At 65.8% G+C, this 14,568-nt stretch carries 17 protein-coding genes; 2 read left to right on the forward strand and 15 right to left on the reverse strand.

The window, feature by feature from the left end:
• Positions 1-20 precede the first annotated feature (20 nt).
• The 6 genes from rplT to D105_RS0105950 form a co-directional block, all read right to left on the reverse strand.
• Entirely contained in the window at positions 21-380 is a 360-nt protein-coding gene (rplT, locus tag D105_RS0105925; protein ID WP_017925358.1) for a 50S ribosomal protein L20, read from the reverse strand.
• Between the two features lie 20 nt (positions 381-400).
• Positions 401-598, reverse strand: a complete 198-nt coding sequence (gene rpmI, locus D105_RS0105930; protein ID WP_017942014.1) for a 50S ribosomal protein L35 — start codon at positions 596-598, stop codon at positions 401-403.
• A 102-nt stretch (positions 599-700) separates the two neighbouring features.
• Entirely contained in the window at positions 701-1,219 is a 519-nt protein-coding gene (gene infC, locus D105_RS0105935) for a translation initiation factor IF-3 (protein ID WP_081618407.1), read from the reverse strand.
• A 22-nt stretch (positions 1,220-1,241) separates the two neighbouring features.
• On the reverse strand, positions 1,242-3,158 hold the full coding sequence (gene thrS, locus D105_RS0105940; RefSeq protein WP_018867319.1) for a threonine--tRNA ligase: 1,917 nt from the start codon (positions 3,156-3,158) through the stop codon (positions 1,242-1,244).
• Between the two features lie 151 nt (positions 3,159-3,309).
• Positions 3,310-4,293, reverse strand: coding sequence for an MBL fold metallo-hydrolase (locus D105_RS0105945; protein WP_018877834.1), 984 nt, complete (start codon positions 4,291-4,293; stop codon positions 3,310-3,312).
• 152 nt (positions 4,294-4,445) lie between these two features.
• A complete protein-coding gene (locus D105_RS0105950) occupies positions 4,446-5,141 on the reverse strand; it encodes a TVP38/TMEM64 family protein (protein WP_018876829.1) in 696 nt (231 codons plus the stop codon).
• Between the two features lie 60 nt (positions 5,142-5,201).
• Between D105_RS0105950 and D105_RS0105955 the strand changes: the two genes are divergently transcribed.
• The gene (locus D105_RS0105955) at positions 5,202-6,197 is read left to right on the forward strand and encodes a serine/threonine protein kinase (RefSeq protein WP_018876830.1); all 996 of its coding nucleotides are present in this window, start codon (positions 5,202-5,204) and stop codon (positions 6,195-6,197) included.
• 16 nt (positions 6,198-6,213) lie between these two features.
• Here the strand turns inward: D105_RS0105955 and D105_RS0105960 are convergent, their stop codons facing one another.
• From D105_RS0105960 to D105_RS0105980, 5 genes are all read right to left on the reverse strand, one after another.
• Complete coding sequence (locus tag D105_RS0105960) at positions 6,214-6,636, reverse strand: hypothetical protein (protein ID WP_018867315.1); 423 nt, start codon at positions 6,634-6,636, stop codon at positions 6,214-6,216.
• Positions 6,637-6,908: 272 nt separating this feature from the next.
• Positions 6,909-7,679, reverse strand: coding sequence for a DUF2063 domain-containing protein (locus D105_RS0105965; RefSeq protein WP_018867314.1), 771 nt, complete (start codon positions 7,677-7,679; stop codon positions 6,909-6,911).
• Positions 7,672-8,556: a DUF692 domain-containing protein gene (locus D105_RS0105970; RefSeq protein WP_026279281.1), complete on the reverse strand. Its 885-nt coding sequence runs from the start codon at positions 8,554-8,556 to the stop codon at positions 7,672-7,674. The genes D105_RS0105965 and D105_RS0105970 overlap by 8 nt, the downstream gene beginning before the upstream one ends.
• Positions 8,546-8,839 (reverse strand): hypothetical protein, encoded by a 294-nt coding sequence (locus D105_RS0105975; protein WP_018867312.1) that lies wholly within the window; start codon positions 8,837-8,839, stop codon positions 8,546-8,548. Before D105_RS0105975 ends, D105_RS0105970 begins: the two co-directional genes overlap by 11 nt.
• 117 nt (positions 8,840-8,956) lie before the next feature.
• On the reverse strand, positions 8,957-9,592 hold the full coding sequence (locus D105_RS0105980) for a DoxX family protein (protein WP_018867311.1): 636 nt from the start codon (positions 9,590-9,592) through the stop codon (positions 8,957-8,959).
• Positions 9,593-9,762: 170 nt separating this feature from the next.
• On the opposite strand from D105_RS0105980, the gene D105_RS0105985 reads away from it, so the two are divergent.
• A complete protein-coding gene (locus D105_RS0105985; RefSeq protein WP_018877835.1) occupies positions 9,763-10,695 on the forward strand; it encodes an AraC family transcriptional regulator in 933 nt (310 codons plus the stop codon).
• Between the two features lie 9 nt (positions 10,696-10,704).
• On the opposite strand, the gene D105_RS0105990 is transcribed toward D105_RS0105985, so the two are convergent.
• The 4 genes from D105_RS0105990 to sdhA form a co-directional block, all read right to left on the reverse strand.
• Positions 10,705-11,661: a NifU family protein gene (locus D105_RS0105990; RefSeq protein WP_081619281.1), complete on the reverse strand. Its 957-nt coding sequence runs from the start codon at positions 11,659-11,661 to the stop codon at positions 10,705-10,707.
• The gene (locus D105_RS0105995) at positions 11,615-11,869 is read right to left on the reverse strand and encodes a succinate dehydrogenase assembly factor 2 (protein ID WP_019583600.1); all 255 of its coding nucleotides are present in this window, start codon (positions 11,867-11,869) and stop codon (positions 11,615-11,617) included. Before D105_RS0105995 ends, D105_RS0105990 begins: the two co-directional genes overlap by 47 nt.
• 136 nt (positions 11,870-12,005) lie before the next feature.
• Positions 12,006-12,707, reverse strand: a complete 702-nt coding sequence (locus tag D105_RS0106000; RefSeq protein WP_018877838.1) for a succinate dehydrogenase iron-sulfur subunit — start codon at positions 12,705-12,707, stop codon at positions 12,006-12,008.
• Positions 12,708-12,787: 80 nt separating this feature from the next.
• A complete protein-coding gene (gene sdhA / locus D105_RS0106005) occupies positions 12,788-14,563 on the reverse strand; it encodes a succinate dehydrogenase flavoprotein subunit (RefSeq protein ID WP_018877839.1) in 1,776 nt (591 codons plus the stop codon).
• Between the last annotated feature and the right edge of the window lie 5 nt (positions 14,564-14,568).

The following is a 14,568-nucleotide window of genomic DNA, read 5'->3' on the forward strand; positions in this document are numbered from 1 at the left end:
GTAATCCTGCAGGATCCTGCTCAGGCCGGCAGTGCGGCCTTGGCCTTTTCGGCGATCTTGCCGAAGGCGGTCAGGTCGTGCACGGCCAGATCGGCCAGGCTCTTGCGGTCGATCTCGATCTCGGCCTTCTTCAGACCCGCCATCAGGCGGCTGTAGGAGAGATCGAACTGACGGGCCGCCGCATTGATGCGGACGATCCACAGCGACCGGAACTGGCGCTTCTTCTGGCGACGGTCACGGTAGGCGTACTGGCCGGCCTTGATGACGGCCTGGTTGGCAACGCGGAAGACGTTCTTCCGGGCGCCGTAGTAGCCCTTGGCCTGCTTCAGGACCTTCTTGTGACGGGCGTGAGCGGTTACACCGCGCTTGACTCGTGGCATGTCTCGATTCCTCGGTCAGTTCAACGGTACGGCAGCAGCTTGCGCACGGCCGGGGCATCCGACTCGTGCACCATCGCCGGACTGCGCAGGTGACGCTTACGCTTGGTAGGCTTCTTGGTCAGGATGTGGCTGCGGTGCGACTGGAACCGCTTGAACTTCCCCGACCCGGTACGGGTGAAGCGCTTGGCCGCACCCCGATTGGTCTTGATCTTCGGCATTACTCTCTCCGGCATTTGGGGCCGTACCCGATTCGGGCCGGCCGTTTGTGAAAAGGCGATACGGGTATGCGGAGACCCGACCGCCCTTGTTGTCTGACCGGCCTACTTCTTCTTGCCGGTCAGCACCATGATCATCTGGCGCCCTTCCATCTTCGGGCGCTGTTCCACGACCGCAATATCGGCCATGTCCTGCTCGATCTTGTCGAGCAGCTCGCCACCGAGTTCCTGGTGGCGCATCTCGCGCCCGCGAAAGCGGATGGTGACCTTACCCTTGTCGCCGGCCTCGATGAACCGGCGCAGGTTGCGAAGCTTGACGTTGTAGTCGCCCTCGTCCGTACCCGGACGAAACTTCACTTCCTTGATCTGGATCTGCTTCTGCTTCTTCTTGGCTTCCTGCGCCTTCTTCGCCTGCTCGAACTTGTACTTGCCGTAGTCCATGATCCGGGCCACGGGCGGCTCGGCATTCGGCGAGATTTCGACCAGGTCCAGACCGCTTTCCGCGGCCATTTCCAGGGCCTCTGCAGTACTGCAGACGCCGCGATTCTCGCCCTCGGCGTCGATCAGTCGGATTTGCGGGCTGGTGATCTGATCGTTCAGGCGGACCGTTTTCGCTGCGCTAATAGCCTTCTCTCCAGTTCAAGGTTCAGTGTTGGCGACTCGCGACCTCCTCCCGGAGGCGCTCGCCGAAGGCCTCGAGACTCATCACGCCGAGGTCTTCTCCGCTTCGCGTGCGTACCGCGACCTGCCCGTTTTCCATTTCCTTGTCTCCAAGGACCAGCAGATACGGCACGCGCTTGAGCGTGTGCTCGCGAATCTTAAAGCCGATCTTCTCGTTTCTCAAGTCGGACTCGACCCGGAAACCCTTGTCCCGCAGCGTCTTGGTGACCTCGCGGGCGTAGTCGTCCTGGCGCTCGGTAATGGTCAGCACCTCGGCCTGCACCGGCGCCAGCCAGGTCGGGAAGTGCCCGGCGTAGTGCTCGATCAGCACGCCGAAGAAGCGCTCCACCGACCCCAGCAGCGCGCGGTGGATCATGATCGGGCGACGGCGCTCGTTGTCCTCGGCCACGTACTCCATGTCGAAGCGCTCGGGCAGGTTGAAGTCCAGCTGTACCGTGGAGCACTGCCATTCGCGGCCGATCGCGTCGTGGATCTTGATGTCGATCTTCGGTCCGTAGAACGCACCGCCGCCCTCGTCCACCGAATACTTCAGCCCCTTCTTCTCGATCGCCGAGCGCAGCGAAGCGGTCGCGTGCTCCCAGATCGCGTCGGAGCCGACCGCGTCCTCGGGCTTGGTCGAGAGGTTCACGTCGAACTTCTCGAAGCCGAAGGTCTGCAGGACCTCCAGCGTCAGGTCGATCACCGCCATCACCTCGGCCTCGATCTGGTCCTCGCGGCAGAAGATATGGGCGTCGTCCTGGGTGAAACCGCGCACACGCATCAGCCCGTGCAGCGCACCGGACATCTCGCGGCGGTACACCGTGCCCATCTCCGCCCAGCGCAGCGGCAGGTCGCGGTAGGAGTGCAGCCGGTCCTTGTACATCAGCACATGGAACGGGCAGTTCATCGGCTTGAGCTGGAAGGCCTGATGCTCGTCCTCCATCGGCTCGTACATGGACTCAGCGTAGAAGTCCGCGTGGCCGGAGGTCTTCCACAGCTCCAGGTTCGCGATGTGCGGCGACACGACGAAGTCGTAACCCGCCTTCTCGTGCATGTCGTACCAGTACTTCTCGATCTCGCGGCGAATGCGCGCGCCCTTCGGGTGCCAGAACACCAGGCCGCCGCCGGCCTCGTCCTGGATCGAGAACAGATCCAGCTCCTGGCCGATCTTGCGGTGGTCGCGGCGCTCGGCCTCTTTCAGGCGTTCCAGGTATTCCTTCAGCTGGTCCTTGTTCGGCCAGGCGGTGCCGTAGATGCGCTGCAGCATCTCGTTGTCAGAGTCGCCGCGCCAGTAGGCGCCGGCCACCTTGGTCAGCTTGAAGGCCTTCAGCTTGCCGGTGGACGGGATATGCGGGCCGCGGCAGAGGTCGACGAAGTCGCCCTGCTTGTACAGCGAGATGTTCTCGCCCTGCGGGATGCTGGCAATGATTTCGGCCTTGTACTCCTCGCCCATGTCGCGGAAGTACTTCACCGCCTCGTCGCGATCCATCAGCGAGCGCTCCACCGGCAGGTCCTGTTTGGCCAGCTCTTTCATCCGCTTCTCGATCTTCTCCAGATCCTCCGGCGTGAAGCCGCGGTCATAGGCAAAGTCGTAGTAGAAGCCGTTCTCGATGGTCGGGCCGATGGTGACCTGGGCCTCGGGAAAGAGCTGCTTGACCGCCTGCGCCATCAGGTGCGCGGTCGAATGCCGGATGATCTCCACCCCCTCCGGGTCGCGGTCGGTCACGATCGCGAGTTCGGCGTCATCGTCGATCTCGTGGCGGGCATCGACCAGCTGGCCATTCACCTTGCCGGCCAGGGTCGCCTTGGCGAGGCCCGGACCGATGTCCTTGGCCACATCCAGCACGGTGACCGGATGATCGAACTCGCGGCGGCTGCCGTCGGGGAGGGTTACTGCGGGCATTGCGAGGCTCCTTCGCCGACCCATACGCGGGGTCGAACGTCGCGTGTATAAAGATTAGAATTGCCGGAAACGACAACGGCGCGAAGCGTATCACACGCCCCGCGCCGTCGGCAGGTTTCCCGGCCAGCTGCCGGGACTCCCGGAGGTCGACTTACATATTGCCTTCGATAAACAGGTAGGTCCGGTTCACGTTCGGGCGGTGCCAGTCATCGTAATGACGCAGATGCTTGAACTCTTCCAGATCCGCGAGTCGGTCCACCACCTCGCTCAGGGATTCCCAGTCTTCGATCCCCGCGCGCACTTCGCGCACCAGCAACTCAAGGTAATCACCGGTATCCTGGCGCGCCTCGGCCATATCCGTCGCGCGGCCATGACCCGGCACCACAATCTCCGGGTCAATGGACTCCAGGTGCCGGAAGGCCTCCAGCTTTTCCACCGGGTTGCTGAACGGATGAATCCCCAGCATGCGCTCGGTATAGACGATATCGCCGGTAAAGACGACGTCCTCGCCCGGCAGATGGACCATGATGTCACCCGGGAAATGGGCATCCCCGGCATAGATCAGCTCGAAGTCCACGCCGCCCACGCTCAGGGTGTACTCATCGGCATCCACGGGGTTCGGTGCCGGAACCGGCTCGGTGCCCTCCATCGCCTCCTCACCCACGGAGTTGGCCAGCGAGGCGATTTGCCCCTCGCCCCGTTCGGCCTGGGTACTCGCGGTCCGCTGGAGTGCCACCAGTTCCGCGCCCTGCTCGTGGAAGTACCCGTTCCCCAGCCAGCGATGGTCCTGCGAGCCTACGGAGATCACGTGCGTGATCGGCTTGTCGGTCACGCCGGCAATCGCCTTTTCCATGCGCTGGGCTACCTTGTAGCTCGGGCCCGAATCGATCAGCACCACGCCCTCGTCCGTGACCACAAAACCGGTGTTGTTGGTGAACCCCAGATTGACCGGCGTGCGGTTCTCGAGCGAGCCATAGAAGTAGTAGACCCGGTCGGTCAGCTGGATCGGCTCCAGCACCTTTTCGATCGGTCGATCCAGCGGCTCGTCCTCCGCCTGCACCGCCATGCCGAGCCCCAGCAGACCCAGCGCGAGAAGTGCCGCCTGACCCTGGCGCAGAAGAATATTCAATGTCATGTAATTAACTCTCCTTGGGCCTGGCAGTGCACTCGGCGGACAGGCAAATCGATCCCGAAAGCCTTGAGACTGCAATCCCGCGCCTCTCGTTCCAAAGTCACAGCTTACCGCGCATCCGCACTACATGCGCACATGCAGATACGGTACCCGAATCAGCCCCTGCCGGCGTGCCGGCGCCGGGAGCGAACCGCGGTCACGCCCCAGCGCGCCAGGAGCGGAAACACACCCGTCGCGGCCAGGGACAGCAGCAGCACCGGCGACAGTAGCCCGTCCAGCCCCTGCAGCTGCCCCAGCTGCGTACCGGCATTGGCGAAAACGACCGTGGCCGGCAGCATCCCCACCAGCGACACCCAGAAATAGGTCCAGGTCCGGATCGGCAGGAGCCCCATCCCGGCATTCACCAGCAGGAACGGAAACACCGGAATCATCCGTAACGCGAAAAGATAGAACGCGCCCTCGCGGACGAAGCCTTCATTGATCCGCCCCAGCTGCCGGCCGTAACGCCGCTGCACCGCATCGCGCGCCAGCGCGCGGGCTGCCAGGAAGGTCAGCGTTGCGCCCAGCGTGGAGGCCAGTGACGACAGCAACGTCCCCCAGACCACCCCGAACAGGGCACCGCCCGCCAGGGTCATCACCACGATGCCCGGCACGGAAAACGCGGCGACCACCGCATACACCACAAAGAACAACACGGCCGTGGACAGGGGCCGTGCATCCCGCCACACCTCGATCTCCCCGCGTGCGGCCTTCAGGCTCTCGACGTCCAGCCCCGTCCCTACTCCAGCCAGCAGCCAGACGCCGACCAGAGCTGTCAGTGCGGCCAGCAGCCCCCAGTAGTAACGGTTCAAGCGCGGTTCCTCGCGTGCATCTCGGCGAAACCATGCGCGGCAAACCCGTACACTGCAAGGATGAGCACATCGCAACCGCATCCGTACGACGCACTGAAGCCCGGGGTCATCCTCGACGCGGTCGAGACCACCGGTCTGCGCTGCGACGGGCGCCTGCTGGCCCTGAACAGCTACGAGAACCGGGTCTACCAGGTCGGCATCGAGGACGCCACGCCGGTAATCGCCAAGTTCTACCGGCCCGGACGCTGGTCGCCGGATGCCATCCGCGAGGAACATGCCTTCAGCCAGGAACTCGCCGCGCGCGAGGTCCCGGTGGTTGCCCCGCTGGCGGACGACCGGGGCGAAACGCTGCAGGAACACGCGGGCTTCCTGTTCGCCGTCTACCCGCGCTGCGGTGGCCGCGCGCCGGATCTGGAGCAGCGCGAGACGCTGGTGCGCATTGGCCGCTTCATCACGCGTATCCACGAGGTCGGGCGCGCCGACCGTTTTCGCGAGCGTCCGGTACTGGATCCCGTGCCACGTGGCGAGGAAGCGCGCCAGGCCGTGCTCGCCTCCGGCTATCTGCCACTGGAACTGGAATCGGTCTACCGCGACCTCAGCGCCGACCTGCTCCAGCGCATCCAGCGCACACTCGACAGCATTGGCCCGGTCCAGCAGCTGCGCCTGCATGGCGACACCCATCCCGGCAACATCCTGTGGACCGACGACGGGCCGCACTTCGTGGATCTGGACGATGCCTGCACCGGTCCGGCGATGCAGGATCTGTGGATGTTCCTGTCCGGCGAGCCCCCGGAGATGGCGTGGCAGATGCAGGCCCTGCTGGAGGGCTACGAGACCTTCGTGCCGCTGGATCGGCGCGAGCTTGGGCTGATCGCCCCGCTGCGCACGCTGCGCATCCTGCGGCATGCCGCCTGGCTGGCCCGCCGCGCCGACGACCCGGCCTTCATCGACGGCTTCCCGGTCTTCTACACCCCGCGCTACTGGGAAGACCACATCCTCACCCTGCGCGAGCAGGCCGCCGCCCTCGACGAGCCCGCGCTCGAGCTGGGTTACTGAACCACCGGTCACGGCCTCACCGCAGATTCCGGATGAGCTCCAGAACCGAGTCGCGGGTGTCGTCCAGAGCCGTCAGCAGCGCCTCCTCCGCCTCGCGGGCCAATTCGTCGTCCCCGTGCAGGTGCCGCGCATGCTGCGCCCAGGTAGTGTGCAGATGGAGCCCATGCGCCGGCAGTGGATCCGGTAGGACGGAGGTCAGATCCCGTACGCTGGCCGCGCGGCCCCAGCCCCGTATCCAGGTTTCCGCATCGCCAATCCCGGCTGGCACATCGCTCTCGACCGGATGGAAATAACGCCGGTAAAGAACTACCTGCTGGAGTTCGTTGATCTCGCGCGTCAGTTCGAAGGACGCCTGGCGCCAGTTGCGGTGCAGTTCCGATGTCTCGTTGCGCCAGGTGTTGTAGCCGAGGGAGGAGATCGCGATCATCAGCGAGATCATGGCGACGCTGTGCCGGCGCAGTTGGGCCCGTATCCGGTGCCGCCGAGGAACCCGGAGGACATCAGCCCTCGGCACTCGACGCCCGACTCCGTCTACCAGATACCTGAACCAGCCCCTCAGCTTGCCGCCCATTGACGCTCGCCTCACTGAAACCGGGGAAACACTGATCAATGTTTCCCAAAGGCTTTCTGTTTCAGTAACTAGCGTCTTTCACCGGCCTTTCCCATGCCCGGGCGTCCGGGTCTGCGGTGCCGGCGTCCAGTCCCTCTCCCTCAGCCGGAAACACCTTCCGGCCGCGTCCCCACAATGGCGCCCAGGCCACGGTAGTGCTCCAGGAGCTGGCGGCCACTGGCGACCAGGTCATCGGTGACCTCCAGTTCGAAATCGCCAGCCACCCGACGGATCTGTTCGGCGCCCGTCGCCGGCGCCTCGAGCACACGCCACAGCAGGCGGGCACCGAGCGGATTCAGCTCGGCGAAGCGCACCCGCTCCTCGCCCGAGCGATAGGCCAGCAGATAGGTCGGGACCTCACCCGGCTGTTCCGGCTGGAACTCCGCCCCGATGCGATGCACCGGATACTCGTAGGCGAGCAGACGCGCGGTGGCGGAGAACACCGGGACCCCGGTCATCAGGTCGCCGGTGCGGTCGAGGTCCGCGGGGCAGACGTCTTCGGCGTAGACCAGCTCGGTCTCCACCCGCTCGTAATGGGCCAGTTCCGCCAGAAACGGCGGATCGCCGGGCTGCGCCGAACGCTCGTCCGCCAGGTAGCGCACGAACTCCGCCGCCAGTTGCGGGAAGTACGGCGTCTCGCTGCCATGATCACGGTAGAAATCGCGTACCAGCTGTTCCCATGCGGCGGCTTCCAGCAACCCGCGCAAGACCGGAAACCCCCTGGCCAGCAGGTTCGCCACGTTGTTGAAGAACAGCCGCCGGTAGATCTCCAGGCGCCGGCTCTCGATGCCTTCCGGCGCCGGGTAGCGTTCGGGGTCGCGCAGATGCCGCGCGAATGCCGCCTGGATCTGCTGGAAATCGGTCTCAGGCATGCAGGATACGCTCTTCCTGCCCTGCCCGCGCCTGGAGCTGCATATCGCGGATGCGGTTGGTCTCCGCCAGGAGCTCCTCCAGCGGCGGGAAATTGAAATCACGCTCGAGCAGCGTCGGCACCGGGCCGATGCGCGCGTAGGTCTCGCCCAGCAGATCCCAGACATCGCTGCAGATCGGCTGGCCATGGGTATCGACGCGCAGATCCGGCGCCTCGGCCTCGTGCCCCGCGATATGCAGATAGCGCACCCGCTCCAGGGGCATCGCGTCGAGAAACTCGGTCGGCGCGTAGCCGTGGTTGATGCTGTTGACGACCACGTTGTTCACGTCCAGCAGCAGGTCGCAGTCGGCCTCCTCCAGCACCGCGCGAACAAACGTGATCTCGTCGAGTTCGGCCCCCACCGGGGTGTAATACGAGACGTTCTCCAGGGCCATCCGGCGCCCGAGGATGTCCTGTACCTGACGTACGCGGTCGGCCACGTAGTGCACCGCCGCCTCGGTAAACGGGATCGGCATCAGGTCATACAGATGCCCCTGGCCATCGCCACAGGCCGAGAGATGCTCGCTGTAATCCTCGATCCCGTGAGTATCCAGGAAGGTCCGCAGGTCCTGCAGGAAGGTTCGGTCCAGCGGGCGCGGCCCGCCGATGTCGAGGGACAGCCCGTGGCAGACAAAGGGCTGGGCCTCGGTATATTCGCGAAAGATGCGCCCCAGGCGTCCGCCCAGGTGCATCCAGTTCTCCGGCGCCGCCTCGAAGAAGCCCAGGCGTTCCGTCGCCTCCGGGGCCTCGGCCAGCGGGCCCAGAAGGGCCCGCCGCAAACCGAGCCCGGCACCGCTGACGCGGGCCGGGTTGACGGGCCTGACGCTCCTAGCCGCCACAGGTCCCCTCGCCACAGGCCCCTTCGGAATCCTTGTCGTCGCCGGATCCGCCGCAGGTGCCTTCGCCACAGCTACCTTCGCTGTCCTTGGGTTCTCCGGCACCGCCGCAGGTACCTTCTCCGCAGGCCCCTTCGGCCAGCATCAGCGGCGACTGGCCACCCTGCTGATAGCCGTGGTTCAGGTCGGCCGATGCGAACACCGGGCTGGTGGCCATGGCCATACCGATCGCCGCGCTGCCGACGGCCCCGGCGAGGGTCTTGGTGGAAAACAGATCGTTCTTCATGATTTCACTCCTCGTCTTGCGATTATGGACCCTTGGCTTATAGATCCTTGGGTTATAGACCCTTGAGCTATAGAACCCGGCCCCGTTCAGTAATGGCTGCTCGCACAGCTCTTGGTGTTATCCCCTGCTCATCATCCTCCGACGGATGTAGTAGTCGATGCTGACATAGCGCCCCGCCCCCCAGAAGAACAGGACCAGCAGCATCACGAAAAAGGTCGCGGCCATCTCGATCCCGTTGTTGACGATGGCAAAGTTCCCGGTCTCGGTCAGCCAGTTATAGTTGCCGTGTTCCTGCAGGATGGACTTGGCCCGGTCCAGGCGCATCTGCGCCTGCTCGATCCCGGAACAGTTGAACAGACACATCATCGGGTCGGAGATGCGCTGCCAGCCGTGTTCGAGATGCACGGTGACCGCCGCCACGACCATCGTGATCATCAGCGGGATGGAGAACCAGCGCGTGGCCAGCCCAAGCAGCAGCGCGATCGCGCCCAGCACCTCGGCATAGGCCGACAACAACACCATCAGATACGGGAACGGCATGCCCAGGCCCCAGTCCGCGTTGCCGAACCACATCACCACGCTTTCCTTCGGCAGCAGCCCGTCCAGCTTGTTGGTCCCCGCCATCCAGAAGATGGGGGCGAGGTAAAGCCGCAACAGCAAGGGCGCCAGGAAATCCGCGCCGCGCGTCCAGTCAAGCCAGCCCTGTATCCGTACCATCAAGTTTCCCGTCGCGCCCATGATGCCCTTCTCCATTTCGTCTGCTACTGGATGAAAGCCTAGACCGACCGCGCCGCCAGTACGCGAGGTCAGGCGCCAGCGTTTATGTTCGAGCGTCCAGACTCCTCCTCTCGACCACAAAACCGCGGAAACCGGGGGCGTAAGGGTCTAAGGTGAATCCCAACCACAAGGGAAAAGGACGTTCGATGGATATCAGCCCCCACGAAGACGTGCTGTCGACGGTACTCGCGGCTTACAACCTGCGGGCTCGCATCGACACCAACCCGCGGCTGTGCGGGGAGTGGCAGCTCAGCACTGCGGGTTCGGGGAATGCCAGCTTTCACCTGGTCGGCGAAGGCGGCTGCTATCTGCACATGGAGGATATGGCCCCGGTCTGGATGGAGGCCGGCGATCTGCTGTTGCTGCCCCACGACGACTGGCAGCTGATGGCCAGCCGCGACACCGTGCCCGATCGGGACAACCACCTGACGCTGGTCGAGGGTGCGGATCCGCCGGACACCCCGGTCACGCAGCTCCTGTGCGGGCACTTCGGGTTCGATTCCGGCCGGCGCAACCCGATCCTGGCCGCTCTCCCCGACCACATCATCATCCGCCGTCGCGAATCGGGCGAACGCCTGGCGCATCTGGCGGATCTCATGAACATCGAACTCGCGGAGCGTTCCTCGGGCTACCGGCCGGTGCTGGATCGTCTGGCGGATACGCTGTTCGTGATGGCCGTGCGCCATCACATCTGCACCCAGCGCGAGCACTCGGAGGGATCCCTGATCGCGGCCCTGGCGGATGACCGCATCCGCCGCGCGCTGGATGCCCTGCACGCCCGGCCCGAGGCGAGCTGGACCCTGGAAGGCCTCGCCAGCGAGGCGGCCATGTCGCGCAGCAGCTTCGCCGAACGGTTTCACACCCTGGTCGGGCAGACCCCCATCGACTATCTGACGCAGTGGCGAATGGTCCTGGCCGAGCGGCTGCTGCGCGATGGCCGCGAGTCGGTCGCCAGCGTGATGGACGCGGTGGGCTATACCTCGGAGGCGGCCTTTCGCAAGGCTTTCAAGCGGGTACACGGGTTCGGGCCGGGACGCCTCCGGCAACTGCTGCGCCGTCTGGGCTCCGGCCCGGCCTGAAGGCAGCCGTCAGAAGGTATTCGCGACGCTGGCCACGCCCGGTGCCCGCGAGCGGACCAGGCGTTCGACGACATTCTTGAGATCCAGCGTGGAACGCGGGCAGCCGACACAGGCTCCCTTCAACCGGACCCGCACGGTGCGCCCATCGAGTTCGACGAACTCGATATCGCCCCCGTCCTGCATCAGGATGCGCCGAGCCTCCTCGATGGCGGCGCGCACGGCGTCCTCGTCGATCGGACCGTCGGCGGGCACGTCCGCCGCCTCGCGTTGCGCATGGGTCTGGGCACGGTCCAGACGCAGCGCGAGTTCCGGGTCCAGCTCCTCGATCGCGTCGAGTTCCTCTTCACTGTAGACGTGATCGGGCTCGTCGCTCAGCAGATGCGAGACGTCCACCATCACCTGCGCATTGTCGGGTCCAGCCATGCTCGGGCCTCCGGGTACTCGGCTTTTGGCCAGTATAGCAACGCCCCGCTCCAGCCCAGCGCGAAGCCGCACCCGCCAGCCGGGATCCGCTTCCTCGCGCCCCGGAGGCCAGCGCAGGCGCATGCGCAAGCGGCGCAGGTCCTCGGGGTGCAACCGGCCCGCGTGCAGCCAGAGACGCCGGACCCGACCGGTCTCCGGGAGCCGGACCACCAGGATCACCATCCCGCGCAGCACCCGGGTATCGGGCAGGATCTCCACCCAGTCCACCCGCTCCTGGCGCAGTCCTTCGGCCGTGGCCAGCCACGTCGCGCCATCGGGCGTCTGGCCCAGCCAGTCCCAGGGCGGCGGCCGTGTCCGTCCTTGCCATACCCACCCGGCAACCGCCAGCCCGAACACGGGCATCAATGTCCACAACGGACTGTATGCGAGCACGTACCCCACGACCGCCAGCAGCAGAAGGATCTGGCCCGCGAGCGCGAGCCGGGGAAGAACCAGGTCAGGCCGAAGGTGCAGCCGCAGCGGCGGCGCGGATCGCCGGGACAAGCCGGGCTATCCCGTCGTCCACCGTGGTCTGGCGACCCATGACCACGTCCAGCAGCACATTGTCGGGGTAGTCGAGCAGGCGCTCGAAGGCATCGCGACCCTCCTGGTCCAGTTGCGCATATCCCTGCGCGAGAAACTGCCCGAGCAGCCAGTCGTTCTCCAGCATCCCGCGGCGGCAGCGCCAGCGAGTACGGCTGTCGGGTTCCATCACCAAAACGCCCGTCCAGCCCCCCCGTAGGAGCCTGCTTGCAGGCGAAGCCCCTGCCCGCGTCTGGCTTTGGCAGGGGCATTCGCCTGCAAGCAGGCTCCCACGGGGGCTAAACCACATTTGGGCATCCATCCACTCACAGCGACTTTCTCAGCATGGTGCGGCGGATGTCGCTGATGGCCCGGCTCGGGTTCAGGCCCTTCGGGCAGACCTGCGTGCAGTTCATGATCGTGTGGCAGCGGTAGAGTTTCCAGGCATCGTCCAGCTCGGCCAGGCGGTGATCGGTGGCCTCGTCGCGGCTGTCCTGGATAAAACGCGCGGCCTGCAGCAATGCGGCCGGGCCGAGGAACTTGTCCGGATTCCACCAGTACGACGGACAGGCGGCGGAACAGCAGCCGCACAGGATGCATTCGTACAGACCATCCAGCTGGTCACGATCCTCCGGGCTCTGCTTGCGCTCGACCTCGGGCTCCGGGCTCTCGTTGACCAGCCAGGGCTCGGCCTTGCGGTACTGGTCCCAGAAGTTGCCCATGTCCACGATCAGGTCGCGGATCACCGGCATCCCCGGGAACGGGCGCAGCGTGACCGGCGCCTCCAGATCCGCCAGCGGCGTGATGCAAGCCAGACCGTTCATTCCGTTGATGTTCATGCCGTCGGAGCCGCAGACCCCGTGCTGACAGGAGCGGCGAAAGCCCAGGGAATCGTCCTGCTCCTTCAGCAACAGCAGCGCATCCAGCAGCATCATCCCCGGCTCGACCTGGTCGTCGGGCAGGGTGAAGCGCTGCATCTTCGGCAGCGTATCCGTCTCAGGATTGAAGCGGTAGATCGAGAATTCCATCCGTACCTTCCTTCAGCGCCTGCTGATGCGGTTCGCGGCGCGAACCGCATCCCGCAGAGCGTTGCATTCCCGACAGGCCATCAGTACACGCGCTCCTTCGGCGGGAACGAGGCCACGGTGTTCGGCTGGGTGCGCACCGGCTTGTAGTCGAGGCTGTCGTCCGCCAGCGAGTACAGGCTGTGCTTGAGCCAGTGCTGGTCGTCGCGCTCGGGGAAGTCGATGCGCGAATGTGCCCCGCGGCTCTCCTCGCGCCCCAGCGCGGAGCGGATGGTCGCGATCGCGCAGTCCATCAGGTTCTCCAGCTCCATCGCCTCCACCCGTGCGGTGTTGAAGGTGGCGGAGTGGTCCGCGATCACTGCATGGTTCAGGCGCTCGCGCAGCGCGCGGACCTTCTCCACCCCCTCGCGCATCACCTGGTCGCTGCGGAATACCGAGCAGTGGTCCTCCATCACCTTGCGCAGTTCGCGCTTGAGCGGTTCGACCTGCTCGGCGGAGCCGTCGCCCGGGTCCTTGCGATCCCAGCGCGTCAGTCGCGCCATCGCCTGTTCCACGGCCGTCTCGTCCAGCGGGCGGTGGTAGCGGTTCTCGGCCAGGTACTCGAGGATGTGGTTCGCCGCTGCGCGCCCGAACACCAGGATATCCAGCAGCGAGTTACCGCCCAGGCGGTTGGCGCCATGCACCGAGACACAGGCGGCCTCCCCGGCCGCGTACAGCCCCGGCACCGGGTCCTCCGGGGTGTCCTTGACCGGCGCCACCACCTGGCCGAAGCGGTTGGTCGGGATCCCGCCCATGCTGTAGTGACAGGTCGGAAAGATCGGGATCGGCGCCTCGATCGGATCCACCCCGAGGAAGGTGATGCTCGTCTCGCGGATGCCCGGCAGACGCTGCATGATCGTGTCCGCGCCCAGATGGCGCAGATCCAGCAGCACATGGTCCGCGTTGCGCCCGCAGCCGCGGCCCTCGCGCACCTCGGTGGCGATGGAGCGGCTGACCACGTCGCGCGAGGCCAGGTCCTTGGCCCGCGGGGCGTAGCGCTCCATGAAGCGCTCGCCCTCGGAGTTGATCAGGAACCCGCCCTCGCCGCGCGCGCCCTCGGTAATCAGCATGCCGCGCCCGGCGATCCCGGTCGGGTGGAACTGCACGAACTCCATGTCCTCCAGCGGCACCCCGGCGCGCAGGGCCATCGCCATACCGTCGCCGGTATTGATCAGGGCGTTGGTGGTGGTGCGGAACAACTGCCCCGCCCCGCCGGTGGCGATCAGCGTGGTCTTCGCCTCGATCACGATCGGCTCGCCGGTCAGGATCTCGAAGGCCAGCACCCCGAGCACGAAGCCCTGCTCGTCGCGCAGCAGGTCCACCGCGAAGTACTCGTCGAAAAAGTGCGTACGCGCGCGCAGGTTCTGCTGGTACAGCGAGTGCAGAATGGCGTGCCCGGTGCGGTCAGCCGCCGCACAGGTGCGCGCCGCCTGGTCCTGGCCGAAGTTCTGGCTCTGCCCGCCGAATGCGCGCTGGTAGATATTGCCGTTGTCCAGGCGCGAGAACGGCACGCCGAAGTGGTCCAGCTCGTAGACCACCTTGGGCGCGGCGCGGCACATGTATTCGATTGCGTCCTGATCGCCCAGGTAGTCCGACCCCTTCACGGTGTCGAACATGTGCCAGTGCCAGGAGTCCGGCAGCACGTTGGCCAGCGCGGCGTTCACCCCGCCCTGCGCGGCCACCGTGTGCGAGCGCGTGGGAAACACCTTGGAGACCACCGCGACCTGGGCATCGCCGTTGGACAGCTGCAGCGCGGCGCGCAGGCCCGCGCCGCCGGCGCCGATGATCAGGGCGTCGAATTTGCGCCGTGCCACGTTCATGCCAG

The organism is Thioalkalivibrio sp. ALE28 (assembly GCF_000377425.1).
Lineage (GTDB): Bacteria > Pseudomonadota > Gammaproteobacteria > Ectothiorhodospirales > Ectothiorhodospiraceae > Thioalkalivibrio.